General features: G+C 68.0%; 25 protein-coding genes. 22 read left to right on the forward strand and 3 right to left on the reverse strand.

Annotation, left to right across the window (positions count from 1 at the left end; all coding sequences use genetic code 11):
* Positions 1-45 precede the first annotated feature (45 nt).
* The 12 genes from IEV96_RS02370 to dapF all read left to right on the forward strand — a co-directional run bounded on the left by IEV96_RS02370 (position 46) and on the right by dapF (position 13,266).
* Positions 46-1,722, forward strand: a complete 1,677-nt coding sequence (locus IEV96_RS02370) for a ribonuclease J (protein WP_188509106.1) — start codon at positions 46-48, stop codon at positions 1,720-1,722.
* Between the two features lie 88 nt (positions 1,723-1,810).
* On the forward strand, positions 1,811-2,509 hold the full coding sequence (locus IEV96_RS02375; protein WP_188509107.1) for a hypothetical protein: 699 nt from the start codon (positions 1,811-1,813) through the stop codon (positions 2,507-2,509).
* Positions 2,510-2,596: 87 nt separating this feature from the next.
* Positions 2,597-5,434, forward strand: coding sequence for an FtsK/SpoIIIE family DNA translocase (locus tag IEV96_RS02380; RefSeq protein ID WP_188509108.1), 2,838 nt, complete (start codon positions 2,597-2,599; stop codon positions 5,432-5,434).
* A 58-nt stretch (positions 5,435-5,492) separates the two neighbouring features.
* A complete protein-coding gene (gene pgsA, locus IEV96_RS02385; RefSeq protein WP_188509109.1) occupies positions 5,493-6,086 on the forward strand; it encodes a CDP-diacylglycerol--glycerol-3-phosphate 3-phosphatidyltransferase in 594 nt (197 codons plus the stop codon).
* Positions 6,087-6,115: 29 nt separating this feature from the next.
* On the forward strand, positions 6,116-6,601 hold the full coding sequence (locus tag IEV96_RS02390; RefSeq protein WP_188509110.1) for a CinA family protein: 486 nt from the start codon (positions 6,116-6,118) through the stop codon (positions 6,599-6,601).
* 157 nt (positions 6,602-6,758) lie between these two features.
* The gene (locus tag IEV96_RS02395) at positions 6,759-7,076 is read left to right on the forward strand and encodes a helix-turn-helix domain-containing protein (RefSeq protein WP_188509111.1); all 318 of its coding nucleotides are present in this window, start codon (positions 6,759-6,761) and stop codon (positions 7,074-7,076) included.
* A 101-nt stretch (positions 7,077-7,177) separates the two neighbouring features.
* The gene (locus tag IEV96_RS02400) at positions 7,178-7,402 is read left to right on the forward strand and encodes a DUF3046 domain-containing protein (protein WP_188509112.1); all 225 of its coding nucleotides are present in this window, start codon (positions 7,178-7,180) and stop codon (positions 7,400-7,402) included.
* A 255-nt stretch (positions 7,403-7,657) separates the two neighbouring features.
* Positions 7,658-8,896, forward strand: coding sequence for a recombinase RecA (gene recA, locus IEV96_RS02405; protein WP_188509113.1), 1,239 nt, complete (start codon positions 7,658-7,660; stop codon positions 8,894-8,896).
* Position 8,897: 1 nt separating this feature from the next.
* Complete coding sequence (locus IEV96_RS16610) at positions 8,898-9,746, forward strand: regulatory protein RecX (RefSeq protein WP_229732964.1); 849 nt, start codon at positions 8,898-8,900, stop codon at positions 9,744-9,746.
* Between the two features lie 125 nt (positions 9,747-9,871).
* Positions 9,872-11,482: a tRNA (N6-isopentenyl adenosine(37)-C2)-methylthiotransferase MiaB gene (gene miaB / locus IEV96_RS02415; RefSeq protein WP_188509114.1), complete on the forward strand. Its 1,611-nt coding sequence runs from the start codon at positions 9,872-9,874 to the stop codon at positions 11,480-11,482.
* Positions 11,483-11,488: 6 nt separating this feature from the next.
* On the forward strand, positions 11,489-12,394 hold the full coding sequence (gene miaA, locus IEV96_RS02420) for a tRNA (adenosine(37)-N6)-dimethylallyltransferase MiaA (protein WP_188509115.1): 906 nt from the start codon (positions 11,489-11,491) through the stop codon (positions 12,392-12,394).
* Positions 12,391-13,266 (forward strand): diaminopimelate epimerase, encoded by an 876-nt coding sequence (gene dapF, locus IEV96_RS02425; RefSeq protein WP_188509116.1) that lies wholly within the window; start codon positions 12,391-12,393, stop codon positions 13,264-13,266. Before miaA ends, dapF begins: the two co-directional genes overlap by 4 nt.
* Before the next feature lie 18 nt (positions 13,267-13,284).
* Here dapF and IEV96_RS02430 read toward each other — a convergent pair whose 3' ends face one another.
* Positions 13,285-13,893 carry a class I SAM-dependent methyltransferase gene (locus IEV96_RS02430; RefSeq protein ID WP_188509117.1) on the reverse strand — a complete coding sequence of 203 codons (609 nt, stop codon included), beginning with the start codon at positions 13,891-13,893 and terminating at the stop codon, positions 13,285-13,287.
* A 42-nt stretch (positions 13,894-13,935) separates the two neighbouring features.
* Here IEV96_RS02430 and hflX point away from each other — a divergent pair, with 42 nt between their 5' ends.
* The 4 genes from hflX (at position 13,936) to IEV96_RS02450 (ending at position 19,857) form a co-directional block, all read left to right on the forward strand.
* Positions 13,936-15,474 carry a GTPase HflX gene (hflX, locus tag IEV96_RS02435; protein WP_188509118.1) on the forward strand — a complete coding sequence of 513 codons (1,539 nt, stop codon included), beginning with the start codon at positions 13,936-13,938 and terminating at the stop codon, positions 15,472-15,474.
* 137 nt (positions 15,475-15,611) lie between these two features.
* The gene (locus IEV96_RS02440) at positions 15,612-16,592 is read left to right on the forward strand and encodes a methylenetetrahydrofolate reductase (protein WP_188509119.1); all 981 of its coding nucleotides are present in this window, start codon (positions 15,612-15,614) and stop codon (positions 16,590-16,592) included.
* An 11-nt stretch (positions 16,593-16,603) separates the two neighbouring features.
* On the forward strand, positions 16,604-18,940 hold the full coding sequence (gene metE / locus IEV96_RS02445) for a 5-methyltetrahydropteroyltriglutamate--homocysteine S-methyltransferase (RefSeq protein ID WP_188509120.1): 2,337 nt from the start codon (positions 16,604-16,606) through the stop codon (positions 18,938-18,940).
* Between the two features lie 137 nt (positions 18,941-19,077).
* Positions 19,078-19,857 carry a DUF4184 family protein gene (locus IEV96_RS02450; RefSeq protein ID WP_188509121.1) on the forward strand — a complete coding sequence of 260 codons (780 nt, stop codon included), beginning with the start codon at positions 19,078-19,080 and terminating at the stop codon, positions 19,855-19,857.
* On the opposite strand, the gene lexA is transcribed toward IEV96_RS02450, so the two are convergent.
* Positions 19,854-20,552, reverse strand: coding sequence for a transcriptional repressor LexA (lexA, locus tag IEV96_RS02455; protein WP_188509122.1), 699 nt, complete (start codon positions 20,550-20,552; stop codon positions 19,854-19,856). The genes IEV96_RS02450 and lexA overlap by 4 nt on opposite strands.
* A 263-nt stretch (positions 20,553-20,815) precedes the next feature.
* Here lexA and IEV96_RS02460 point away from each other — a divergent pair, with 263 nt between their 5' ends.
* From IEV96_RS02460 to IEV96_RS02485, 6 genes are all read left to right on the forward strand, one after another.
* Positions 20,816-21,187 (forward strand): LysM peptidoglycan-binding domain-containing protein, encoded by a 372-nt coding sequence (locus IEV96_RS02460; protein WP_188509123.1) that lies wholly within the window; start codon positions 20,816-20,818, stop codon positions 21,185-21,187.
* 98 nt (positions 21,188-21,285) lie between these two features.
* Entirely contained in the window at positions 21,286-22,386 is a 1,101-nt protein-coding gene (locus IEV96_RS02465; RefSeq protein ID WP_188509124.1) for a histidinol-phosphate transaminase, read from the forward strand.
* A 74-nt stretch (positions 22,387-22,460) separates the two neighbouring features.
* Complete coding sequence (gene hisB, locus IEV96_RS02470; RefSeq protein ID WP_188509125.1) at positions 22,461-23,069, forward strand: imidazoleglycerol-phosphate dehydratase HisB; 609 nt, start codon at positions 22,461-22,463, stop codon at positions 23,067-23,069.
* Positions 23,066-23,704, forward strand: a complete 639-nt coding sequence (gene hisH / locus IEV96_RS02475) for an imidazole glycerol phosphate synthase subunit HisH (RefSeq protein ID WP_188509126.1) — start codon at positions 23,066-23,068, stop codon at positions 23,702-23,704. The genes hisB and hisH overlap by 4 nt, the downstream gene beginning before the upstream one ends.
* 70 nt (positions 23,705-23,774) lie before the next feature.
* A complete protein-coding gene (gene priA / locus IEV96_RS02480) occupies positions 23,775-24,524 on the forward strand; it encodes a bifunctional 1-(5-phosphoribosyl)-5-((5-phosphoribosylamino)methylideneamino)imidazole-4-carboxamide isomerase/phosphoribosylanthranilate isomerase PriA (protein ID WP_188509127.1) in 750 nt (249 codons plus the stop codon).
* Positions 24,525-24,526: 2 nt separating this feature from the next.
* Positions 24,527-25,324 (forward strand): SseB family protein, encoded by a 798-nt coding sequence (locus tag IEV96_RS02485; protein ID WP_188509128.1) that lies wholly within the window; start codon positions 24,527-24,529, stop codon positions 25,322-25,324.
* 19 nt (positions 25,325-25,343) lie between these two features.
* Here the strand turns inward: IEV96_RS02485 and IEV96_RS02490 are convergent, their stop codons facing one another.
* Positions 25,344-25,628 (reverse strand): DUF1129 domain-containing protein, encoded by a 285-nt coding sequence (locus IEV96_RS02490; protein WP_188509129.1) that lies wholly within the window; start codon positions 25,626-25,628, stop codon positions 25,344-25,346.
* Between the last annotated feature and the right edge of the window lie 9 nt (positions 25,629-25,637).

Genomic DNA, 25,637 nt, shown 5'->3' on the forward strand with positions numbered 1-25,637 from the left:
GCACAAGGGGGCTAAAGACCCCGCAGCTCAACAAAAAAGGAACGCATGCCCTCCACTATCTACACGCCCGCCAAGCTCAAACCCGGCACCCTGCGCATCACCCCGATCGGTGGTCTCGGCGAAATCGGTCGCAACATGACCACGTTCGAGATCGACGGCAAGATCCTGATCGTCGACTGCGGCGTGCTCTTCCCCGAGGAGCACCAGCCGGGCGTCGACCTGATCCTGCCCGACTTCACGCCGATCAAGGACCGTCTGCAGGACATCATCGGTGTCGTGCTCACGCACGGGCACGAGGACCACATCGGCGCGGTGCCGTACCTGCTCAAGCTGCGCCCCGACATCCCGCTCATCGGTTCCACCCTGACGCTGGCCCTCATCGAGGCGAAGCTCAAAGAACACCGCATCGTGCCGTACACGCTCACCGTCGCCGAGGGTGACCTCGAGCGCATGGGGCCGTTCGACCTCGAGTTCATCGCCGTCAACCACTCGATCCCCGACGCCCTCGCCGTGTGCATCACGACGAAGGCCGGAACCGTGCTGCACACCGGCGACTTCAAGATGGACCAGTTGCCGCTCGACGAGCGCATCACCGACCTGCGCGCCTTCGCGCGCATCGGCGAGACCGGCCTCGACCTGTTCATGAGCGACTCCACCAACGCCGACGTTCCCGGCTTCACGCCGAACGAGCGCGACATCGGACCGGTACTGGAGTCCGTCATCGCGCGTTCACCGCGCCGCGTCATCGTCGCGAGCTTCTCCAGCCACGTTCACCGTGTGCAGCAGGTGCTCGACGCCGCGTACGCCAACGATCGCAAGGTCGTTCTGATGGGCCGCTCGATGGTGCGCAACATGGGCATCGCCGCCGACCTCGGCTACCTCAAGGTTCCGAAGGACGTGCTGATCGACGCCAAGAAGGCCGTCAATCTGCCCGACAACAAGCTGGTCTACATGTCCACCGGCAGCCAGGGCGAGCCGATGGCCGTGCTCTCGCGCATGGCGAACCAGGAGCACCAGATCGTCATCGGCAAGGGCGACACGATCATCCTCGCGTCGAGCCTCATCCCCGGCAACGAAAACGGCGTCTACCGCATGATCAACGGGCTGATGAAGCTCGGCGCCAACGTGGTGCACAAGGGCAACGCCAAGGTGCACGTCTCCGGACACGCAGCCGCCGGGGAGCTGCTCTACTGCTACAACATCCTCAAGCCGAAGAACGTGCTCCCCGTGCACGGCGAGCAGCGTCACCTCGTGGCGAACGCGAACCTCGCAATCCAGACCGGCGTGCCGGAGGAGAACACCTTCGTCGCCGAAGACGGCACGGTGTTCGACCTGAAGGACGGCTACGTGCACCAGGTCGGGCAGCTCGACCTCGGCTTCGTCTACGTCGACGGCTCGAGCGTCGGCGAGATCACCGAGGCAGACCTCAAGGACCGCCGCATCCTGAGCGAAGAGGGCTTCATCTCCATCTTCGTCGCGGTGGACAAGCAGACCGGAAAGGTGCTCGTCGGACCCGAGATCCAGGCCCGCGGCTTCGCGGAAGACGAGGCCGTTTTCGACGCCGTGGTGCCTCAGGTCATCAAGGCCCTCGAAGACGCGGCCAAAAACGGTACCCGCGACAACGTCGCCCTGCAGCAGGTCGTGCGCCGCACGGTCGGCCGCTGGGTGAACACGCAGCACCGTCGCAAGCCGATGATCGTTCCGGTCGTCATCGAGGCGTGATGCCGATGCCGCTCCCATAGGCCGATTGCGGCCATATCGAGACCTATGGGGTCTGTGCCGTTCGCGGTGCAGACCCCATACTCGTCGTGTGACTACCGGTCCGCGCATGCTCTTCGCCGGTGTGATCACCGCCGCGGTGATCGCGCTCGACGCCTGCGCCAGCCCGTCGGAGACACCGTCCTCACCGAGCCCGACGCCGACGGTCTCGTCGACCCCCTCGCCGACCGCGGAGCCCGTACGACCGACCCTCGACGAACTGCGTCTGACGGCGGACGGGTTGGGCGACCTCGTCGTCGGCGAGCCCGTTCCGGAGACCCCGCCCGACCTCGCCATCGTCGCGTTCGATCCCCGAGGGTGCATCTCGGAGGAGTCGACGCTCGTCGAGGGCGAGCCGGGCGCCGGCTTCTGGCGTCCGAGCTACCCGGAGGACCGCCCATTCCAGGTCGTCACCGAGGGTCGGGTACAGGGCACGCCGATCATCAACATCCAGGTCGGATCCGAGTCCGTGCTGACTGACACGGGCATCGGCATCGGCTCCGGCGTCGACGAGGTGCTCGCGGCCTACCCCGGCATCACGGTCATGCCCGGGGCGTTGCTCACGCTGGTCTACGTGGTCGAGGCGCCCGAGGGGACGCTCGCCTTCGAGATCGCCAATCCGGCCGGCTCCCCGGAGGGATACTGGGAGCCCGAACAGCTGAACACGGTCGCCTACATGGTCGCGTACGCGCCCGGTCAGTCGGTGTCGGCCGTCTACGCGACGGACACCGCGGGCGCCTGCACGGTGTGACCGTCGTCGCCGACGCGACCGGCTGGCAGACCAACACGCACCCCCGCCTAACGGCCCGATGACGGCGCCCGACGGTACCGTGAACGCATGGCTACGAGCACCAAACCGACCTCGCGTGCGCGCACGACGTCGACTCGGGCGCGCCCGGCGGCAAAACAGGCCGCCACCAAGAACATAGCGACCAAGAAGCTTCCCGTCCCGAAGTCGGCGCCCAGCGACGAGCCCGGCCTGCTGAGCCGCGCCTACCTCGGCCTCGCCCACGTCGTGGGCGGTGCGGCCCGCGTGCTCGGCAAAGAGACGCTCGCGAAAGACGAACGCCGCGACGGCTTCCCCTTCTTCCTCTTCCTGCTCGCCGTGGCCGGCGCGGTGATCGAGTGGTTCAGCCCCCTCGACCCGGTGGCCATCGCGCTCGACGCCTACACGTTCGGCGGTCTCTTCGGCCGCGTCGCCTTCGCCCTGCCGGTGATCATGCTGGTCTTCGCCGTCTGGCTGTTCCGCCACCCCGCGAGCGTGCACGACAACGGCCGCATCGGCATCGGCCTCACCATCCTCCTCACCACGATCAGCGCGCTGTGTCACATCTTCGGCGGCCAGCCCGGCTGGCCGCTGGTCGCGACCGAGATCGCCGCGGCCGGGGGAGTGCTCGGCTGGCTCTTGGCGGCACCCCTCCTGCTCGCGACCGAGTGGGTCGCCGTTCCGGTGGTCGTCGTGCTGCTCGTGCTCTCGCTGTTCATCATCACGAAGACCCCGCCGAACCGCGTGGGCGACCGCCTGCGCGAGCTGTACGCCTACCTGTTCGGCGCCGAGCTCGAAGAGAAGGCAGCCGTCGCCAAGAGCGATAAGGCCGACAAGAACGCCTCCGCCCACAACGACTCAGGCAAATTCGGCTCGCTCGGCGACCTCGGAGTGGAGAACGACTACGACGCCGACCCCGCGAGCGTTCCCTGGTGGCGGCGCAACAAGACCGAGGCGGGCAGCGACCAGGCCGCGTTCGACTCGCCGGTGGTGCAGCCCACGTCAGGGCAGGCCGACAAGAACGGGCCCAGCGGCAAGACCGAGGTACTCGACCTCAACCACGCGAAAGACGGCGACTTCGGCATCGAACTGCTCGAAGAGCTCGTCAAGGCCGAAGAGGCCGTCAAGCGCTTCACCGGAGAGGTCGAGACCGGCGTCGTCGTGCGCGAAGACACGCCGAGCAAGGTCGCGCCCCTGCCCGGCTTCCCCTCGACCACGAGCGAGAAGGGCCACGCCGGCGAGTTCGAGGGCGCGCAGCAGCCGCCCCTACGCACGCCATCGATTCCGCACCGGGGCCCCAGCGCGCCCTACCGCCTCCCCGCGTCATCCATGCTCACCCCCGGAACCCCGCCCAAATCCCGCAGCGCCGCGAACGACGAGGTTGTCGCGTCGATCACGGAGGTCCTGCGCCAGTTCCAGGTGGATGCCTCGGTCACCGGTTTCAGCCGAGGCCCCTCGGTGACCCGCTACGAGCTGGAGCTCGGCCCGGGTGTCAAGGTCGAGCGGGTCACCGCTCTCGCCAAGAACATCAGCTACGCGGTGGCCAGCAACGAGGTCAACATCCTCTCGCCCATTCCCGGCAAGAGCGCCATCGGCGTCGAGATTCCGAACAAGGACCGCGAGATCGTCTCCCTCGGCGATGTGCTGACGTCCGGTGCATCCACCCGCAGCACCCACCCCATGACCATCGGGCTCGGCAAAGACGTCGAGGGCGGCTTCGTCGTCGCGAACCTCGCGAAGATGCCCCACCTTCTCGTCGCGGGTTCGACCGGCTCGGGCAAGTCGAGCTTCGTCAACTCCATGATCACCTCGGTGCTCATGCGCGCGACGCCGGCCGAAGTGCGCATGGTGCTGATCGACCCGAAGCGGGTCGAGCTCTCGATCTACGCGGGTGTCCCTCACCTCATCACGCCCATCATCACGAACCCGAAGAAGGCCGCCGAAGCGCTGGCCTGGGTCGTGAAGGAGATGGACATGCGGTACGACGACCTCGCCAGCTTCGGCTTCCGTCACATCGACGACTTCAACAAGGCCGTAATCGCCGACGAGATCGTGCTGCCCGCCGGCAGCGAACGCAAGCTGTCGCCCTACCCCTACCTGCTCGTGGTGGTCGACGAGCTCGCCGACCTCATGATGGTGGCACCGCGCGACGTCGAAGACTCGATCGTGCGCATTACCCAGCTTGCGCGCGCCTCGGGCATCCACCTCGTGCTCGCGACACAGCGGCCCTCCGTCGACGTCGTCACCGGCCTCATCAAGGCCAACGTGCCGTCGCGGCTCGCGTTCGCTGTGTCGAGCATGACCGACTCCCGCGTCATCCTCGACCAGCCGGGTGCCGACAAGCTCATCGGCCAGGGCGACGCGCTCTTCCTCCCGATGGGCACCTCGAAGGCCATCCGCGTGCAAGGCGCGTGGGTGCAGGAGAGCGAGATCGCCGCGGTCGTCGCTCACGTCATCGCGCAGGCCCAGCCTGACTACCGGGAAGACGTGGCGGTCACCGTCGAGAAGAAGGTGGTCGACGCCGACATCGGCGACGATCTCGAGCTGCTGCTGGCCGCGACCGAGCTCATCGTCAGCACCCAGTTCGGATCGACGTCGATGCTGCAACGCAAACTGCGCGTCGGCTTCGCCAAGGCGGGGCGCCTGATGGACCTGCTGGAGAGCCGCGAGATCGTCGGCCCGTCCGAGGGTTCGAAGGCCCGCGACGTGCTCGTCACCGTCGAACAGCTGCCGGCCGTGCTCGCCCGCCTGCGCGGGGGAGACGAGCCGGGAGCCCCGGCCACGCCGCCAGCGACCCTCGCGCCCGACAGCCTCCAGCGCCGCGATCTCGTTGAGGAGAGTTTCGACGGTTACGATGAGGTCGAGGCGCCGTCAGACGAAGACGCCTGGAACCTGACTGACCGGGAGTAACTTCGTGTCGACTGAACCGGTAAACGGCACGACTCCGCACGCTCCGCGTAAAAGCACCATGAGCGGCCGCATCTGGAGCGCCGGAGACAGCCCCGCCAGCAACGGCAACGTGGCGAACATCATCACCGTCGTGCGCATCCTGCTCGCGCCGGTCTTCGTCTACCTGCTGCTGCTCGACGGTGGCGAGATGGGCGCGGTGCGCTGGGTCGCCGCCATCCTGTTCATCGTGGCCATCGCCACCGACGGCATCGACGGCTACATCGCGCGTAGCCGCAACCTGGTCACCGACCTCGGCGTGCTGCTCGACCCGATCGCCGACAAGATCCTCACGCTGAGCGCCCTCGTCGTCTTGTCGATCCTGGGCGAGCTGTGGTGGTGGGTCACCATCATCATCGTCGTGCGGGAGCTCGGCATCACCATCTGGCGGCTCGTGGTCGTCACCAAGGTGGTCGTTCCCGCATCGAAGACCGGAAAGCTCAAGACGCTCGCGCAGGCCGTCGCGATCTCGCTCTTCCTGCTGCCGTTCGCGACCGTGCTCGGCGACTGGGTGCTGTGGATCAACTGGACCGTCATGGCGGTCGCGTTCGTGCTCACCGTCTACAGCGGCATCGAATACCTCGTGCAGGCGCGGCGGGCGAAGCAACCCCGTTGATTGACCCTCAGTTGAGTAAGCCTGTCGAAATGCCCGATGTCGGCGCCGGACTGGTCGCGCTGTTGAAGCAGCGCGGGCTCACCGTCGCCGTCGCCGAGTCGCTCACCGGCGGGCTGCTCGTCGCCGAGCTCATCCGCACGCCCGGCGCCTCGGCCGTGGTCAACGGGGGGGTGGTGGCCTACAGCACCGCGCTCAAGCACAGCGTGCTCGGCGTCGACGCCGAGCTTCTGGCCGCGAACGGAGCCGTAGACCCTCTCGTCGCCGAACAGATGGCGGCGGGTGTCCGGTCCGCCCTCGCGGTCGAGGGAACCCCGGCGGACATCGGTATATCGACCACGGGAGTCGCCGGCCCCGAACCGCAGGACGGCAAACCCGTCGGCACCGTCTACCTCGGCTTCGCGATCGGAACCCGGGTGACGAACGTCGCTCTGCACCTTTCGGGCACGCGCGATGGCATCCGATCTGCCGTCGTCTCCGAATCACTGAGGCGACTGACGCAACTGCTCACCGATTAGTCGGCGGGAATAGTCGGAGTTTCGATCTCGTTACAGATAACAGATTAACAAGCGACATACAGAATGCTCTGGCTAGAGTACTTACGTATTGGCGCCTGTAGTGTTACTGCTCCATACACTTTGTGGATCAGGGCAACAAGTCTTAGAGGAGGGTCCAATGGTTCTAGTTCGTCAAGAAATCGGTGACGTGCTCCGCGACTTCCGTTTGCAGAAGGGGCGCACCCTTCGCCAGGTCGCGAGCAAGGCGAGCGTCGCACTCGGCTACCTGAGCGAGGTGGAGCGTGGACAGAAAGAGGCCAGCTCCGAAATCCTCGCTTCCGTCGCGGATGCTCTCGAAACGCCGATCTCGGTCATCATGCGTGAAGTAGGCGATCGCCTCGCCATCATCGAGGGTGTCAATCTCGGCACCACGATCCCCGACACTCTGCCCGACGAACTCGTCGCGGAGTTCGACGCGGACCTGGTTTCGCGCTAACACCCTCCTCAGACAGCCCTGATCAGCACGAGCGCCCCGGTATCCACCGGGGCGTTCGTCGTTGTCGGGCATGGTCCATCAGCGACAGTTAGGGTTGACCGGTGCGATTGAGCGAATTCCGGATAGCGGTCGAAGAAGAGTTCGGCGAGGCCTACGGCCGAGTCATCACGCGCGACCTCGTGCTCGGAGACGTCGGCGGCCTCACCGCCGAGCAGGCGATCAAGGCCGGCGTCCCGCCACGCGCCATCTGGAACGCCCTGTGCGACGCGAGCGACGTGCCGGCCGAGCGGCGCTACGGCGTCGGGCTCCGCGAGGCGAACAACTAGTCTCGCCGTCCCTCGGCAACACGCCGACGAATCGCCTATCGAACATCCGTTCGGATGTCTGTAGACTCCTTCATAGCTTCTATCGAAGACGGTTTATCCACCGTTCGCGAGGCGTACGGCTCGATGTCGTACCTCACGCCTACGGTTGGAAACAACTGAACCAGCCTTTGTCGGGAGGCTCGGGGCCCTGCATCATCGGCCCCCAGAGTCCCGACAGCCTATGGGCAGCAACCTACGACTCCAAGGAGACACACAATGGCATCAGCAGCAGACCGCGAAAAAGCGCTCGACACCGCCCTCGCCCAGATTGACCGTCAGTTCGGTAAGGGCTCCGTCATGCGTCTCGGCAGCGACGAGCGCGCTCCCGTCGCCGTGATCCCCACGGGTTCGATCGCTCTCGATGTCGCGCTCGGCATAGGCGGGCTTCCCCGCGGCCGCATCGTCGAGATCTACGGACCGGAGTCGTCAGGTAAGACCACCCTCACGCTGCACGCGATCGCCAACGCCCAGCGCGCGGGCGGCATCGCTGCCTTCATCGACGCGGAGCACGCGCTCGACCCCGAGTACGCCCAGAAGCTCGGCGTCGACATCGACGCTCTGCTCGTGTCGCAGCCCGACACCGGTGAGCAGGCCCTCGAGATCGCCGACATGCTCGTGCGGTCCGGCTCGATCGACCTCGTCGTCATCGACTCCGTCGCGGCTCTCGTGCCGCGCGCCGAGATCGAGGGCGACATGGGTGACTCCCACGTCGGCCTCCAGGCCCGGCTCATGTCGCAGGCGCTGCGCAAGCTCACCGGTGGACTCAGCCAGACCAACACCACGATGATCTTCATCAACCAGCTGCGCGAGAAGATCGGTGTCTTCTTCGGAAGCCCCGAGACCACCGCCGGTGGTAAGGCGCTCAAGTTCTACGCCTCGGTGCGCCTCGACATCCGTCGTATCGAGACCCTGAAAGACGGCACGGAGGCCTACGGCAACCGCACGCGCGTCAAGGTCGTCAAGAACAAGATGGCGCCGCCCTTCAAGCAGGCGGAGTTCGACATCCTCTACGGCGTCGGCATCTCCCGCGAGGGCAGCCTCATCGACTTCGGCGTCGAGCACGAGATCGTGCGCAAGTCCGGCGCCTGGTACACCTACGACGGCGACCAGCTCGGCCAGGGTAAAGACAACTCGCGCAAGTTCCTGCTCGAGAACCCCGAGATCGCGGCCGAGATCGAGGGCAAGATCATGCTCAAGCTCGGAATCGGCGTCGAGGGCAAGGCCGCAAAAGACGTGGCCGACAAGGCCGCGGCCGTCGAACGAGCCGAGGCCAACGCCGCCAAGCTCGCAGCGAGCGCCGAGAAGGCAGCCAAGGCCACGAGCGCGGCCGCTCTCAAGGTCGCGAAGGGTTCGGCCGCGGGTGCCGCGGCGACCCAGAATGGTGCCGCGCGCGCCGGCGCACAGAGCGTCGCGGAGCGTGCCGACGCCGAGCTGCTCAAAGCCGTAGGCGAGTAACGTGCAGGATTCCGACGGCCGCCTCGCGAAGGTCAGCTATCTGTTCGGCGCGCCGTCGGAACCCGCTGCGCACGACGACTCCGCCGCCGTCTCCGCTGACGACTTCGCCGGTTCGCCCATCGGCGACACCGCGGGTCCGGCGGCGAACGGTCGCACTCCGGCGTCCGGCTGGTACATCGAGCCGGGCGACGACGCGCCGTCCCCGCGCGAAGACGAACCGGCCGAAGACGAAGAACCCGAGCCCGAGGCGCCGGCGATCGCTGCCGCTCGGCGGTTCCTCGCCGTGGTCGAGAACTCGACAGTCCAGGCGCCCGCTGCCGAGCCTGCCGGTGTCCGCTTCGTCGAGGCGCCCGATGAGCCTGAAACGTCCGCGCCGAAGCCTCCGCCGGTGCGCCGCGCCAGCATCAACGCGCTCGCCCGCAAGGGGATGTCGAGCGCCGAGATGACCACGCTGCTCGAGAACCGTGAGATCGAGCCCGACGAGGTGGCGGCCGAGGTCGAACGCCTCGAGGGTGCCGGACTGCTCGACGACAGGGTGCTCGCCCATGACCTGGTGAACACGCTCCGAGATCGCAAGGGACTCGGAAAGTCGGCCATCACGGCCGAACTGCGTCGCCGTCAGGTCGACCAGTCCGCGATCGATGAGGCGCTGGAGAGCGTCGACGTCGACGACGAACTAGAACGAGCCACCGAGGTCGCGATCAAGCGTGCCGGTCAACTCAGTTCCTACGACCGCACCACCGCCGAGCGGCGGCTGAGCGCCTTCCTGCAGCGCCGCGGCTACTCCGGCACCGTGGTCGGTGCTGCCGTGAAGGCGGCCCTCGGTCCGGCCGGGCCGCGCTTCCGCTGAGAAACGGCGCCTGCCGACCTGGCATGAGCAGAAACGCATCTGCTGAACTCGCGTTTCCGTACCGCTCCTGCTGAGGCGACCCTTCGGTGATCGCGTGCCCCGGGAGTTCTACACTGGACACCACTATGACCCTCGTCGCACCCACTCCAGTAGCGCCCGAATCGACCAAGGTGCGCACCTACGAGGTGCGCACGTACGGCTGCCAGATGAACGTGCACGATTCCGAGCGACTGAGCGGTTCGCTCGAGGCGGCCGGCTACGTTCGGGCGTCCGACGACCAGGCCGACATCGTCGTCATCAACACCTGCGCGGTGCGCGAGAACGCCGACAACAAGCTGTACGGCAATCTCGGCATGCTGGCGTCGATCAAGAAGACCCACGAGGGCATGCAGATCGCCGTCGGCGGCTGCCTCGCCCAGAAGGACAAGTCGGTCATCCTCGAGAAGGCGCCGTGGGTCGACGTGGTGTTCGGAACCCACAACATGGGTTCGTTGCCCGCGCTGCTCGAGCGCGCGCGTCACAACGACGAGGCGCAGATCGAGATCCTCGAGTCGCTCGACGTCTTCCCGTCCACCCTTCCGACGCGTCGCGAGTCCACGTACAGCGGCTGGGTGTCCGTCTCGGTCGGCTGCAACAACACCTGCACGTTCTGCATCGTGCCCGCCCTGCGCGGCAAGGAGAAGGACCGCCGCCCCGGCGACGTCCTCGCCGAAGTGCAGGCGCTCGTCGACGACGGCGCCCTCGAGGTCACCCTGCTCGGCCAGAACGTCAACTCCTACGGCGTCGAGTTCGGAGACCGTCAGGCGTTCGGCAAGCTGCTGCGTGCCGCCGGCACAATCGACGGTCTCGAACGCATCCGCTTCACGAGCCCGCACCCCGCCGCCTTCACCGACGACGTCATCGACGCGATGGCCGAGACCGACGCCGTGATGCCGCAACTGCACATGCCGCTGCAGTCGGGCTCCGACCGCGTCCTCAGGGCGATGAAGCGCAGCTACCGCAGCGAGAAGTTCCTCGGCATCCTCGACCGCGTGCGCGCCAAGATCCCTAACGCCGCGATCAGCACGGACATCATCGTCGGGTTCCCGGGCGAGACCGAGGAAGACTTCCAGGACACCCTGCGGGTCGTCGAGGCCGCGCGGTTCGCCTCCGCCTTCACCTTCCAGTACTCGATCCGCCCGGGCACGCCGGCGGCCACGATGGCCGACCAGGTACCGAAGGCCGTGGTGCAGGAGCGCTACGAGCGCCTGACCGCCCTGCAAGACCACATCTCGCGCGAAGAGAACCAGAAGCTCGTAGGAACCGTCGTGAACGTCCTGGTCTCCGCGGCGGAAGGCAAGCGCGACGCGGAACGTCACCGCCTCTCGGGGCGCGCCGAAGACTCGCGCCTCGTGCACTTCGACGTGCCGGCCGGCAGCCAGGTGCCGCGCCCCGGGGACATCGTCACCGTGCGCATCAGCGAGGCCGCATCCTTCCACCTGGTCGCCGACGCGACGCCAGGGGCGCCCCTCATCGTGCGCCGCACCCGCGCGGGCGACGCCTGGGACCGCGCCGAGGCCGCGTCGTGCGGTGTGCCGGCCCCCGCGGGTGCCGCGAGCGAACCCGGCCGCGTCTCGCTCGGCCTCCCCGGTCTGCGGATCGGCACCGGCCCCGGCGCCTCGCTGCCGCTGCGCGCCGTGAGCGCACCGCAGGTGTCGACGACGCCCATCTACGACATGCTCGACGGCCAGCGCTAACCCCTCGTGTTAGTCGTCGTCGTTGGTGCCACGGGCACCGGCAAGTCCGGCCTGTCGCTCGAGATCGCCGAACGCCTCGCCGAGCGCGGCCAGCCGGTCGAGATCGTCAACGCCGATGCCATGCAGCTCTATCGCGGCATGGACGTGGGAACCGCGAAGCTTCCGGTCGACGAGCGCCGTGGCATCCGACACCACATGCTCGACGTTCTCGATCCCCTCGACGAGGCGAGCGTCGCCGCCTATCAGACGGATGCGCGCCGGGTGATCGCCGACATCGAATCGCGCGGCGCCTGGCCTTTGCTCGTGGGCGGGTCGGGACTCTACGTCTCGAGCGTCATCTACGATTTCGAATTCCCGGGTACGGATGCGGCGGTCCGCGAGCGTCTCGAAGCGGAACTCGTCTCCACCGGCCCTGGCATGATGCACCGCCGCCTGCTCGCCGTCGACCCGGTCGCGGCCGAGGCGATCGGACCGAGCAACGGGCGGCGCATCGTGCGGGCGCTCGAGGTGTTCGAGATGACGGGGGAGCCGTTCGGTTCCGGTCTTCCCGCCGACGACGCGCTCTGGCGGGAGACGGCGATCTTCGGGCTGCGCGCGCCCCGCGACGAACTGGTGGCGCGCCTCGACGAGCGCGTGCGCCAGATGTGGAGCGACGGACTGGTCGCCGAGGTCGAGGGGTTGCTGCCGCACGGCCTAGGCGTCACGGCGGCCCGGGCAATCGGCTACGCTCAGGCCGCAGCACAACTGCGCGGCGAGCTGACCGAGACAGAGGCGATCGAACAGACCGCCCTGTTCACGCGCAAGTACGCGCGCAGGCAGGTGAGCTGGTTCCGGCGCTACGACGCCATCGACTGGCTCGACTACGACGACCCGCAGAGGGCGCGGCTGGCGCTGGCTAAACTTGGCGCGTGACTAATCTGCACTTCACCAAAGGCCACGGCACGGGCAACGACTTCGTGCTGTACTCCGACCCCGACGGCGTCGTCGACCTGAGCCCGGCCCAGGTGGCGGCGATCGCCGACCGCCACTTCGGCGTCGGCGCGGACGGCGTGCTGCGGGCGGTGCGGTCCACCCACCTCCCCGAGGGCGCCGAGGCCCTGGCCGAGGACGATTCCGCCGAGTGGTTCATGGACTACCGCAACTCCGACGGCAGCCTGTCGGAGATGTGCGGCAACGGCATCCGGGTCTTCGCCCGTTACCTGATCGAGAACGGCCTCGCCACGCTGGAACCCGGCGACACGCTCGCGATCGGCACGCGCGCCGGAGTGCGCGACGTGCAGCGCAACCTCAGCGGCTTCCAGGTCGACCTGGGCCGTTGGTCGCTCGACGGAGGGGAGCCGCTCGTGCGCGCCCGCAACCTCTCGGTCGCCCGCCCCGGGCTCGGCATCAACGTGGGCAACCCGCACGTCGTCGTCGCCCTCGCGAGCGACGAGGAGCTCGACAGCGCCGACCTGTCGTACATTCCCCAGCTCGACCCGGAACCCGAGGCCGGCGCGAACGTCGAGTTCGTGGTGCCCGCCGACCCGATGGTGAAAGACGGCGTCGGCTACATCCGCATGCGGGTGCACGAGCGAGGCAGCGGCGAGACCCTGTCCTGCGGCACCGGAGCCGCTGCGGCCGCCCTCGCGACCCGGCACTGGGCCGGCGCCGGCGCGCCCAACCAGTGGAAGGTGCAGGTTCCGGGCGGCGTGGTCGGCGTGCGCATGTTCCCCACGGAGGACGGCGAGCACGTATCGCTCAGCGGCCCCGCCGACCTCGTATTCGAGGGCGACCTGAGCCTGTAGGTTTCACGACTCGCAGTATTACTTCTTACGCGCCCGCAGCACCCGGTAGCCCTTGTTCGTCGCGGTGCGCACGAACGTGAAGTCATCGGGGAACGTCGCCTGCAGCCAGCGGTGCAGCGAGTCGGAACCGAGGTTGCGCTGCACGACGAGCCAGCCGTCCGAGCCGTCGTCGAGGCGCGGAAGCCACTTCTCGAGCAGCCCGTGCAACTCGTTCTTGCCCACACGGATGGGCGGATTCGACCAGATGGTCGTGAACGTCACGTCGTCGGGAACCTGGTCGGGCGTCACGGCGCGGATGTTCGTGGCCCCGACGATCTCGGCGTTACGGCGCACGAGGTCGAGCGCGCGCTCGTTCACGTCGACCGCCCAGACCGTGCTGCGCGGCGATTCGATCGCGAGCGTCAGAGCGATGGGACCCCATCCGCAGCCGAGGTCGAGGACGTTGCCACCGGGCGGTGGCTGCGGCACGTTGGCCAACAGGACCTGTGTTCCGGCGTCGATGTGCTCGGGACTGAAGATGCCGTTGGATGTCTGCAGTTCGTAGACCCGACCGGCGATGCGCGCGTGGATCGTGCGAAGTTTGAGTTCACTCTCCGGGGACGACGCGAAGTAGTGCTCGTTTGACATGCACCGAACCTATCGAAGTCTTGGCGAGTAAGGTTAATGGTAATGAGTGATATCGACACAACCCCAAACGAAAACGACGACGTTGTAGCGCGGGTTCTGGCCAATGCGGGTTCCCAGTCGGCGAACCGCACCACGTTCGGCTCCGGCAGCGCCATCGAGACGCGCGCCCAAGCCCTCCAGTCCGATTCGAACTACGACGAGCACCGCGACGGCGAACAGTTCGATCGCGAAGACCGCCAGGCGCTTCGCCGCGTCGCCGGCCTCTCCACCGAACTCGACGACGTCACCGAGGTCGAGTACCGGCAGCTGCGCATCGAGCGCGTCGTGCTGATCGGCATCTACACCCAGGGCAACACCGTCGACGCCGAGAACTCGCTGCGTGAGCTCTACGCCCTCGCCGAGACCGCGGGTGCCGTCGTGCTCGACGGACTGCTGCAGCGTCGGGCCAACCCCGACCCCTCCACGTATTTCGGCAAGGGCAAGGCCGAGGAATTGCGCGGCATCGTCGCCGCCAGTGGCGCGGACACGGTCATCGCGGACACCGAACTCGCGCCCAGCCAGCGCCGCGCACTCGAAGACATCGTGAAGGTCAAGGTGATCGACCGCACGGCCGTGATCCTCGACATCTTCAGCCAGCACGCGAAGAGCCGCGAGGGCAAGGCGCAGGTCGAACTCGCGCAGCTCGAGTACATGCTGCCGCGACTGCGTGGTTGGGGTGAGGCGCTCTCCCGTCAGGGTGGTGGCGCCGGTGGTTCCGGAGACGGAATGGGCAGCCGTGGCCCGGGTGAGACCAAGATCGAGCTCGACCGTCGCCGCATCCACACCCGCATGTCGCGCCTGCGCAAACAGATCAAGGGGTTCGCCCCCGCTCGCGAGGCCAAGCGCGCCAACCGCAACCGTTTCGAGGTCCCCAGCGTCGCCATCGTCGGCTACACCAACGCCGGTAAGTCGAGCCTGCTGAACCACATCACGAGCGCCGGCGTGCTCGTCGAGAACGCGCTGTTCGCGACCCTCGACGCGACAGTGCGCAAGTCGGTCACCGCCGACGGCCGCCCGTACACGCTCACCGACACCGTCGGTTTCGTGCGCAACCTCCCGCACCAGCTCGTCGAGGCCTTCCGGTCGACGCTCGAGGAGGTCGGCGAGTCCGACGTCATCGTGCACGTCGTCGACGCCTCGCACCCCGATCCCGGCAGCCAACTCGCGACCGTGCGCGACGTGATCGGCGAGGTCGAGGCGCGCGACGTCCCCGAGATCGTCGTGTTCAACAAGGTCGACCTGCTGCAGGACGACGACCAACGCCTCCTGCTTCGCGCGCTCGAACCCACCGCGATCTTCGTCTCGGCCCGCACGGGCGAGGGCGTCGCCGAGCTGCAGGCCCGCATCGCCGAACTCGTTCCGAGCCCCGACGTGCAGGTCGAACTGCTCGTACCGTACGACCGCGGAGACATCGTGGCGAGCCTGCACGACCGCGGACGCATCCTCACCACCGAATACGTCGAGGGCGGAACCCACATCACCGCCATGGTCAACGCCATGGACGCGGGGGCGCTGAAGGCGTTCAGCGTGGTCAGCGCGTAACACAGCGCAACTCTCCACCGCGGGCCGCGGCCCGCCACTAGCTTGGGAACCGCTGCCGCAGCTTCGCGGCACGGAGCGACAGCCGAGCCCGGCACCCGCCCATACCGAATCAGATTCTTGATGTCCGGAGGGCCCAGGTGAATACAGCGACTGCGAACGCGGCGACGACGGTCGAGCGCCCGACGTTCTCGTTCGAGCTCTACCCACCGCGCACCGTCGCGGCCGAGGAGACGCTGCTCGCCTCGCTCGAGCATCTGGTGGCCGCGGGCCCCGAATTCATCTCGGTGACTTATGGCGCCAACGGTTCGTCGCGCAGTTCGTCGCTCTCGGTGCTGCTGCGGCTGCTGGCCGAGACGGACATCAAGGCGATGGCCCACCTGACCTGCGTCGGCTCGTCGTACGCCGACGCCACGCGGCTCATCCGCGAGTTCCTCGACGCGGGCGTCACGAGCTTCCTCGCCCTGCGCGGCGACCCTCCGGCCGGCGCGGCCGAGGGTGACAGGTTCCTCGGCGACCTCGGCAGCGCGGGCGAGCTCGTGCAGCTCATCCATCGGGTGCAGGCCGAACGCGAACAGTTCAGCCTGAACGACGTACCCGGTTTTCCCGGCGCGAAGCGACTGAGCAGCGGCCACAAGGTCACCATCGCCGTGGCGGCTTTTCCCAACGGGCATCCGCGAAGCCGCTCCGTCGAACAGGATCTCGACACGCTCCTCGCCAAGGAGGCCGCCGGCGCGAACCTCGCGATCACCCAGCTGTTCTTCCACGCCGACGACTACCTGCGATTCGTCGACCAGGCGCGCGCGGCCGGCGTCACCATGTGCATCCTGCCGGGCATCATGCCCGTGCTCAGCCCGCAGCGCCTGCGCCGCATCGTCGAACTCACCGACGAGAAGCTGCCGACCGACCTCTTGCGGGCGTTGGAGGCGCAGGAGTCGCCCGAGGGCCAGCGCGCCGTCGGTATCGCCCACGCGATCGAGCTGGGCAGGGCCGTCATCGGCACCGACGACGTCGGGTTCGGCCGGCCCGGCCTGCACCTCTACACCTTCAACCAGCACGAGGCCGTTCTCGAGGTCTTGCGCGGCACCGAACTTCTCTCCGTCACGACCAACCACAACTAAGGAACGAAGCAATGAGCACTCCCTTCCCCACGGGCACCATCCTCGGCTACCCGCGCATCGGGCGCCGTCGCGAACTCAAGAAGGCCGTCGAAGCCTTCTGGGCCGGTCGCATCAGCGCCGAGGAGCTCGAGACCGCGGCGGCCGAGCTGCGCGCCGTCACCCGCGAGCGTCTCGTCTCGCTGGGGCTGGGCGCCACGGATTCCTCGATCCCCGAGGCGTTCTCGTTCTATGACCAGGTTCTGGATGCCGCGGTGACGGTGGGCGCGGTGCCCTCGCGTTTCGAACGACTCGTCCGCGAAGACGGAACCCTCGATCTCGCCGGCTACTTCACGATCGCCCGCGGCGAGGGCAACGACGTGCCAGCGGAGATGACGAAGTGGTTCGACTCGAACTACCACTACCTCGTGCCCGAGATCGCACCGGAGACACGGTTCCACCTCGCCTCCGACCGGCTGCTGCGCGAGGTCGCCGAGGCCACCACGAGCGGGTACCGCACCCGGCCCGTGATCGTGGGTCCGGTCACCTTCCTGCTGCTCAGCAAGCCGAGCGAGGGCGCGCCGGAGGGCTACCGGCCGCTCGACCGTCTCGACGACCTGCTGCCCGTCTACGCGGAGCTCATCGCCGGCCTCACCGCCGTGGGCGCAGAGTGGGTGCAGTTCGACGAGCCCGCGCTGGTGAGCGAGTCGATCGAGGTCGACCGCGCCGCGGTGCTCGAGGCCACGGCGCGCGCGTACGAGCTGCTCGGGGCGGTGCCCGCGCGCCCGCAGATCTTCGTCGCGGCTCCATACGGCTCGCTCGACGACGCCCTGCCGGTGCTCCTCGCGTCGCCGGTCGAGGCGATCGGGCTCGACCTGGTGAAGGGAGCGGTCCCTGAGCTCACCTCGGTCCCTGAGCTTGTCGAAGGGACCACCAAGACCCTCGTTGGCGGCGTCGTCGACGGCCACAACATCTGGCGCGGCGACCTCGACGCCGCCTTCGGCACACTCGAGTCGCTGCGCACGCTGACCCCGAACGTCGCCGTGTCGAGCTCGACGAGCCTGTTCCACACCCCGCACTCGATCGCCGACGAGCCCGACCTCGACGACCGGCTGAAGAGCTGGCTGGCCTTCGCCGACGAGAAGGTCGCTCAGATCGCCGCCCTGGCCACGGGGCTGACGCAGGGGCGCGCAGGCATCGAGGAGACGCTGGCTGCAGCATCCGCGGCTCTGAACGACCGCCGCGACGCTCCGGGCGTGCGCGACGGAGCTGTGCGCACGCGCGCCGCTGCCCTCACGCCGGCGGACTTCAGCCGGGGCGACTACGCCGAGCGTCTCGAGGCGCAGGAGACCGCGCTCGGCCTGCCGTTCCTTCCCACCACGACCATCGGGTCGTTCCCGCAGACCGGCGACATCCGCAATGCGCGAGCCGCCAACGCGCGCGGCGAGATCAGCGACGCCGAGTACAACGACTTCCTCAGGGCGGAGATCCGCTCGGTCGTCGACCTGCAGGAGGAGATCGGCATCGACGTCATCGTGCACGGCGAGCCGGAACGCAACGACATGGTGCAGTACTTCGCCGAGCACCTCGACGGCTTCTCCGTCACCCAGAACGGCTGGGTGCAGTCGTACGGCAGCCGCTGCACGCGTCCGTCGCTACTCTGGGGCGACGTCTCGCGGCCGGCACCGATCACGGTCGGCTGGAGCGCCTACACGCAGAGCCTCACCGAGAAGCCGGTCAAGGGCATGCTCACCGGCCCCGTCACGATCCTCGCCTGGAGCTTCGTGCGCGACGACCAGCCGCTCGCCGACACCGCCAACCAGGTGGCGCTCGCCCTGCGCGACGAGATCGCCGACCTCGAGAGTGCCGGCATCGGTGTCATCCAGGTCGACGAGCCGGCGCTGCGTGAGCTGTTGCCGCTGAAGAAGGCCGACCAGGACTCGTACCTCGACTGGTCGGTCGGCTCGTTCCGGCTCGCCACCGCGGGTGTCGCGAAGCAGACGCAGATCCACACGCACCTCTGCTACTCGGAGTTCGGCGTGGTGATCGACGCCATCAACCGGCTCGACGCCGACGTCACGTCGATCGAGGCGGCGCGTTCGAAGATGGAGGTCGTGCCCGACATCAAGTCGTCCGGCTTCGGCCGTGGCATCGGGCCGGGCGTCTACGACATCCACTCGCCGCGTGTGCCCTCGGTCGACGAGGTGACGTCGCTGTTGGAGACCGCACTGGCGTCGATCCCGTCGCGACAGATCTGGGTCAACCCCGACTGCGGGCTCAAGACGCGCGGCTACACCGAGACCGTCGACTCGCTGCGCAACGTCGTCGCGGCGACGAAGGCGGTGCGCGAGAGGGTCGGCGTCAGCGCCTGAGCGCCCGGACCGCGGCGGTTCGACAGGACCGGACGCCCGGTCCGACGCGTGAACAGGGCGGATGCGCCTCGCGCGGCGCATCCGCCCCTGTTCACGCGCCCCTGTTGACGCGGGGTCCGGCCCTGCCACAATGACTCGTGCCATTCACCCCGAGCCACGCGGCGGCGATCCTGCCCTTCGCCCGCACGCCGCTCGTGCCCGCCGCGCTCGTGGTCGGCAGCGTCATGCCCGACCTGTTCTACTTCGTGCCCGGCGACGTCGAGCGGGGGTTCTCGCACTCCCTGATCGGCGCGGTCACGCTCGACCTCGGCGTCGGGATGATCGTCTTCGCGCTCTGGCAGGTCGTGTTCCGCCGGCCCGCGGGCGACTTCGCGCCGTACTGGCTTCGGGCGCGGCTTCCGAGATCGCGCGCCCGCCCCTCGGCCGACTATGTCGCGCTCGCGGCGGCATCCATACTCATCGGCATAGCGACGCACCTTGTGTGGGACGCCTTCACACACAGGGGTTGGCTGACCGGCGCGGCACCGTGGACCGGAGCCGAGCTCGGTGGGCTGCCGTTGGTCACGTGGCTGCAGCACGCGAGTTCCGTGCTCGGTGCGCTGTTTCTGGGCGTGTGGTTCGTGCTCTGGGTGCGACGAACGCCCCAGGGCGAGGTCGACGCGAGCCGCCTCGACCGGCGTAGCCGAATCGCGGGATGGGCCGTCGTCGGCGTGCCCGTACTCGCCGTCGGAGCGGGCTACTGGGTATGGAGAATGGGCGAGGGGGTGGTCCCGCTCGACCCGCACCTGCTCTTTTCGACCGCGCGGCTCTGCATCGGTTCGGCGGCGCTGCTCGCGGTGCTGCTGTGCCTCGGCTGGTGGGCGGCCCGGCCCGGGAGCCGGAGATCGCCCGACCTCGGCGTGGGCGGCCGGCGCTAGACCGAGCGCAGTACCGCGACGACCTTGCCGAGCACCTCGGCGAAGTCGCCGAGGATGGGGGCGAACTGGCTGTTGCGGGGGAGCAACCAGGTGTGGCCGTCGCGCTGTTGGAATACCTTGACGGTCGCCTCGTCGTCGAGCATCGCCGCGACGATGTCGCCGTTCTCCGCGTTCTTCTGCTGGCGCACGACGATCCAGTCGCCGTCGCAGATGGCCGCGTCGATCATCGAGTCGCCGACGACCTTGAGCATAAAGAGCTCGCCCTTGCCGACGAGCTGGCGGGGGAGCGGGAAGACCTCATCGATCTGCTGCTCGGCGGTGATCGGGATACCGGCCGCGATGCGACCGACCAGCGGCACCATCGCGGCGTCGCCGACCGAGGGGGCGTAACCCGTGCTCTCCGGTGCATCCGACTCCTGTGTCGGCATCTCGATGAGCACCTCGAGGGCGCGGGGGCGCTTGGGGTCGCGGCGCAGGTAGCCGCTGAGTTCGAGCTGGTTGAGCTGGTGAGTGACGCTCGAGAGGGAGGAGAGCCCAACAGCGTCGCCGATCTCGCGCATGCTCGGCGGGTAGCCCTGGCTCGCGACCGAGCGCTGGATGACGTCGAGGATGGCGAGCTGCTTGTCGCTCAGGCTCTTGCGTCGTCTGGTCGTCGACCGCTCCGGAGTGGCGTTGCCGCCGGTCTCGTCGCTCATGTGCACTCCAATGTCGGTGGCTGCTGATTACCTGTTCTCAGACATTCGAAACAGTATCCGCATTATCGCCTCAAAACAAACACCTATTCGAGTGTGTCGCAGAATCATTCGTCTACATATTCGAATAGTTGCTTGCGGTTGACCTGATTCGAATGTATGTTCGGAACAAAGCTTCGTATCCGGCCCTCCCGGCCGAGGGTCGGATACGACGCTTTTCACGAACGAACAGAGTCAGCCAAGCGAGTCACGAGAAGGAGCAGCACATGAGCACAGCAGTCGTCACCACCATCACGGAACGTCCGGTCGTTCGTGTCCCCTCCGCACAGCCTCGCCTTCGCATTACGAAGCGTGGCCGCGCCGTGCTCACCACGCTCGCGGCGATCCCCGTGGTTGCCGGCGTCATGCTGGTCGCACTCAACGGCGGCGGCGCCACTGCCACGAACTCGAGCGGCGCCGACCTCGAAGAGGTCACCGTTCAGGCCGGCCAGTCGCTCTGGAGCCTCGCCGAAGACATCGCCCCCGGTGCCGATCCCCGCGACGTGATCAGCGACATCCTTTCGGTCAACCAGCTCGAGACCGGCAGCGTGCAGGCCGGCCAGCGTCTGATGCTCCCGGCCGAGTACAGCGCCGAATAAGCGTCGGAACAGCGCCGAATAGGCAGCTGTACAGCGCCGAGCGGGCAACCCGGCCCGCGGCGCAGCATCGCGCGGGCCACCGGCCATACGATTGAGCAGTGGTAAACCTCTCCGATCTCCCCATCCGTGACGACCTCCGCGGTCTCGAGCCCTACGGCGCCCCCCAGAAGCCCGTGCGCATCGCGTTGAACGTGAACGAGAATTCGCACCCGATTCCCGAGGCCGTGGCCCAAGACATCGTCGAGTCGCTCGCGGCGGCTATCCTCACGGTGAACCGCTACCCCGACCGCGAATTCACCGAGCTGCGCGAGTCGCTCGCTCGCTACCTCAACCCCGGGCTGCCCGCCGACAAGGCGCTCACCGCCGACAACCTCTGGGCGGCGAACGGTTCGAACGAGGTGCTGCAACAGATCCTGCAGGCCTTCGGAGGCCCGGGCCGCAGCGTGCTGGCGTTCCCGCCCACGTACTCGATGCACAAGATCCTCGCCTCCGGCACCGGCACCCGCTGGATCGCGGGGGAGCGCGACGCCGGCTACGAGATCTCGCCCGAGACGGTCACCCGGTGGATCGACGAGACCACGCCCGACCTCGTTTTCCTGTGCGCGCCGAACAACCCCACGGGAACCGGCGTCTCGCTCGAGACCATCGAGGCTGCCTATAACGCGACCGACGGCATCGTCGTGGTCGACGAAGCCTACGCGGAGTTCGCGGGCGACGACGAACCCAGCGCGATCACCCTCCTCGACGGACGCCCGCGCTTGCTCGTCTCGCGCACCATGAGCAAGGCGTTCGCCTTCGCGGGGGCTCGCGTCGGCTACCTCGCCGCCGATCCCGCGGTGAACGACGCGCTGCGTCTCGTGCGCCTGCCCTACCACCTGTCCGCGCTCACCCAGGCCGCGGCCGTGGCCGCCCTGCGGCACACACCCGAAATGCTCGCGATGGTCGACGACATTCGGGGCCAGCGCGACCGCCTGCTCGTCGAGCTGCCGAAGCTCGGCTACAGCGTGCTGCCGAGCTCGGCGAACTTCGTGCTCGCGGGCGGCTTCGACGACCCGAACGCCACCTTCGAGGCGCTGCTGCAACGCGACATCCTCGTTCGCGACATCGGCATCGAAGGCCACCTGCGCATCACGGCGGGAACCAAGGCCGAGACCACGGCCCTGCTCGACGCGCTCGCGTCGCTGCGGCCCGCGACGTAACGAGCCCCACGTGACGACCCCGCCACGTGACGAGCCCGCCACCCGACAGACCCCGCCTCGATAGAATTGACAGCATGAGCACCGAACCCCGCGTCGCCAGCATCAAGCGCGCCACGAGCGAGTCCAGCATCGAACTGTCGATCAACCTCGACGGTACGGGCGTTTCCGACATCCAGACCTCCGTGCCGTTCTACGACCACATGCTCACCGCGTTCTCGAAGCACTCCCTGATCGACCTCACCGTCCGGGCCACGGGCGACACCCACATCGACGTGCACCACACCGTCGAAGACATCGGGATCGCGCTCGGGCAGGCCCTCAAGCAGTCTCTCGGCGACAAGTCCGGCATCTCCCGGTACGGCGACGCCGTCGTGCCGCTCGACGAGGCGCTCGTGCAGGCCGTCGTCGACATCTCGGGCCGGCCCTACCTCGTGCACACGGGTGAGCCCGCCGGCTTCGAGATGCACCTCATCGGCGGCCACTTCACCGGGTCGATGGTGCGCCACGTCTTCGAGGCCATCACCTTCAACGCGGGACTCACCGTGCACATCACCGTTCTCGGAGGCCGCGACCCGCACCACATCGCCGAGGCCGAGTTCAAGGCGTTCGCGCGCGCCATGCGCAAGGCGGTAGAGCCCGACGCCCGCGTCAACGGCATCCCCTCGACGAAGGGTGCGCTGTGAGCACCGCCCAGCCCTCCGTCGTTGTGCTCGACTACGGGTCGGGCAACGTGCACTCCGCCGCGAAGGCGCTCGAGCTGGCGGGCGCCCGCGTCGAGCTCACCGCCGACCGCGATCGCGCCATGAACGCCGACGGGCTCTTCGTGCCCGGTGTCGGCGCCTTCTCCGCGGTCGCCGAAGCACTCGCGAAAGTCGGCGGCGGCGCTCTCATCGAGAAGCGCCTCATCGCCGACCGTCCCGTCATGGGCATCTGCGTGGGTATGCAGGTGATGTTCGAGCACGGCGTCGAGCGCGGAAACCAGGCGCCCGGTCTCGGCGAATGGCCGGGCAGTGTCACCGAGCTCGACGCGCCCGTTCTGCCGCACATGGGCTGGAACACCGTCGAGGCGCCCGAAGAGTCGAGGCTCTTCGCCGGCATCCACGACGAGCGCTTCTACTTCGTGCACTCCTACGCGGTGCAGCAGTGGCAGCTCGACCCGCAGCCGCCGTTTACCCCGCCCCTCGTGACGTGGGCGCAGCACGGCGCCAAGTTCATCGCGGCGGTCGAGAACGGTCCACTCACGGCGACCCAGTTCCACCCCGAGAAATCGGGGGAGCCGGGCATCCGTCTCCTCAAAAACTGGCTCCAGTCTCTCTAAGGCGGGCCAACCGGTACTATCGAGTGTTTGCGCGCCCGAGTTCGCAATCTCTCCAGAAGAAAGCACGGCAATGAGCGAGTTCACCAGGACCCCCGGTCTCACCCTTCTTCCCGCAGTCGACGTCGCCGGCGGCAAGGCCGTGCGCCTCACCCAGGGCGAGGCGGGTTCGGAGACGTCGTATGGCAACCCGATGGACGCCGCCGACGAGTGGATCAGCCAGGGCGCCGAGTGGATCCATCTCGTCGACCTCGACGCGGCGTTCGGCCGCGGTGACAACCGTCACGTGATCGAGAAGGTCATCAAGAATTCGCCGCGCAGCGTGAACATCGAGCTCTCGGGCGGCATCCGCGACGACGCGAGCCTCGAGGCCGCCCTGCAGACGGGCGCCAAGCGCATCAACCTCGGCACCGCGGCTCTGGAAAACCCCGAGTGGGCGGCCCACGTCATCGCCGAGTTCGGTGAGGCCGTCGCCGTCGGACTCGACGTGCGCGGCACCACCCTCGCCGCCCGCGGCTGGACGCAGGAGGGCGGCGACCTCTGGACCGTGCTCGAGCGCCTCGAAGACGCCGGTTGCAGCCGCTACGTCGTCACCGACGTCACCAAGGACGGCACCCTGCAGGGCCCGAACCTCGACCTGCTCGTCCAGGTCATGGAACGCACCCACAAGCCGGTCATCGCGTCCGGCGGCATCTCGAGCCTCGACGACATCGCCGACCTGCGCGAGCTCGTTCCGCGTGGCCTCGAGGGCGCGATCCTCGGCAAGTCGCTCTACGCGAAGAACTTCACGCTCGCGGAGGCGCTCGACGTCGCGAACGACTGATCATGGCTGAGCGCGAGATTCCGGGGCATCACGGCCACCACCCTCAGGGCGGTGCCGACTCCGCCGGAACCCCGTGGGCCGGCCGCCATTTCGAACCCAATACGAGTTCGGATGACGACGGCTCGGCGCCGGAGCGGCTGATCGAGGCGTTGCGCCGGTTCTCGAGTGGCGAACTGGGGGAGTCGGAGGTCGTCGACGCCCTGCGTGAGTCGCGGCTGCTCATCCCGCTCGTCGCGCACCTGGGCGAGGCCGGACTCAACGAGCACGGCGTCGTCATCGACAAGACGCAGGAGCTGTCGATCATCACGGTCGCCGGGCCCGACGGGCGCAACGTGCTTCCCGTGTTCACCTCCGTGACCGCGATGAGCCACTGGAACCCCAAGGCGCGACCGGTGCCCGCCGCCGGAACGCGCGTCGCCCTCGCCGCGGCGAGCGAGCATACCGAGCTGGTCGTGCTCGACCCCACTTCGCCGACCGAGTTCGTGATCCGTCGACCCGCGCTGTGGGCGATCGCCCAGGGGCAGTCGTGGACGCCGAGCTTCCGCGATGAGGCCGTTCTCGACGCCTTCGCGGATGCCGCGGCTGGCGAACCGGCGGTGCGCAGCGTCGCCCTGGCGGCCGGAGACCCATCGGCGCGCCTGGCCGGCCCCGAGCTGGTCGTCCAGCTCGCCCTGGCCGACGGCCTCAGCCGGCACGAGCTCGACGCCGTCGTGTCGCGTATGCAGCAGAAATGGGTGGCGAGCGAGATCATCGCGACCCGCGTCGACTCGATGCGCGTGCAGCTCGTGAGCGCGAGCTAGCAGGGCCTACAGCGAGGGGCTACTCTTCCGCGTCTTTCGAACGCGGCGCCTTCGGGTTCGGCCGCAGGGCCGCTCCGAACAGTCGCCTCAGCGCGCCGCCCTTCGTCGTCGGGCTGTTGCGCACCGGAAACTGCGACGCGAACTCGGCCGGCGTGCCGAACTCGTCTTCCGCGGGCTTACCCGTCTTCTTCGTATAGGCACGCAGCTCGGTCAGCGAACTCGCGATCTCCTGCTCGGTCTGGCCGCGCATGCGCAGGTGCAGCACGAGTTCGCGCTCGTACTTGGCCGCGTCGTTGTCTGTCATCTTCCGATT

Origin of the sequence: Conyzicola nivalis, assembly GCF_014639655.1 — a bacterium.
GTDB lineage: Bacteria > Actinomycetota > Actinomycetes > Actinomycetales > Microbacteriaceae > Conyzicola > Conyzicola nivalis.

Bases quoted from the DNA above. Each gene is read 5' to 3' on its own strand.
- IEV96_RS02460 (WP_188509123.1), top strand. From the start codon at position 20,816: ATGAGCACAGCAGTCGTCACCACCATCACGGAACGTCCGGTCGTTCGT.
- IEV96_RS02370 (WP_188509106.1), top strand. From the start codon at position 46: ATGCCCTCCACTATCTACACGCCCGCCAAGCTCAAACCCGGCACCCTG.
- lexA (WP_188509122.1), bottom strand. From the start codon at position 20,552: ATGAGCGACGAGACCGGCGGCAACGCCACTCCGGAGCGGTCGACGACC.
- IEV96_RS02380 (WP_188509108.1), top strand. From the start codon at position 2,597: ATGGCTACGAGCACCAAACCGACCTCGCGTGCGCGCACGACGTCGACT.
- IEV96_RS02490 (WP_188509129.1), bottom strand. From the start codon at position 25,628: ATGACAGACAACGACGCGGCCAAGTACGAGCGCGAACTCGTGCTGCAC.
- IEV96_RS02390 (WP_188509110.1), top strand. From the start codon at position 6,116: ATGCCCGATGTCGGCGCCGGACTGGTCGCGCTGTTGAAGCAGCGCGGG.
- IEV96_RS02430 (WP_188509117.1), bottom strand. From the start codon at position 13,893: ATGTCAAACGAGCACTACTTCGCGTCGTCCCCGGAGAGTGAACTCAAA.
- IEV96_RS02485 (WP_188509128.1), top strand. From the start codon at position 24,527: ATGGCTGAGCGCGAGATTCCGGGGCATCACGGCCACCACCCTCAGGGC.
- recA (WP_188509113.1), top strand. From the start codon at position 7,658: ATGGCATCAGCAGCAGACCGCGAAAAAGCGCTCGACACCGCCCTCGCC.
- pgsA (WP_188509109.1), top strand. From the start codon at position 5,493: ATGAGCGGCCGCATCTGGAGCGCCGGAGACAGCCCCGCCAGCAACGGC.
- IEV96_RS02395 (WP_188509111.1), top strand. From the start codon at position 6,759: ATGGTTCTAGTTCGTCAAGAAATCGGTGACGTGCTCCGCGACTTCCGT.
- hisB (WP_188509125.1), top strand. From the start codon at position 22,461: ATGAGCACCGAACCCCGCGTCGCCAGCATCAAGCGCGCCACGAGCGAG.
- hflX (WP_188509118.1), top strand. From the start codon at position 13,936: ATGAGTGATATCGACACAACCCCAAACGAAAACGACGACGTTGTAGCG.
- priA (WP_188509127.1), top strand. From the start codon at position 23,775: ATGAGCGAGTTCACCAGGACCCCCGGTCTCACCCTTCTTCCCGCAGTC.
- metE (WP_188509120.1), top strand. From the start codon at position 16,604: ATGAGCACTCCCTTCCCCACGGGCACCATCCTCGGCTACCCGCGCATC.
- miaB (WP_188509114.1), top strand. From the start codon at position 9,872: ATGACCCTCGTCGCACCCACTCCAGTAGCGCCCGAATCGACCAAGGTG.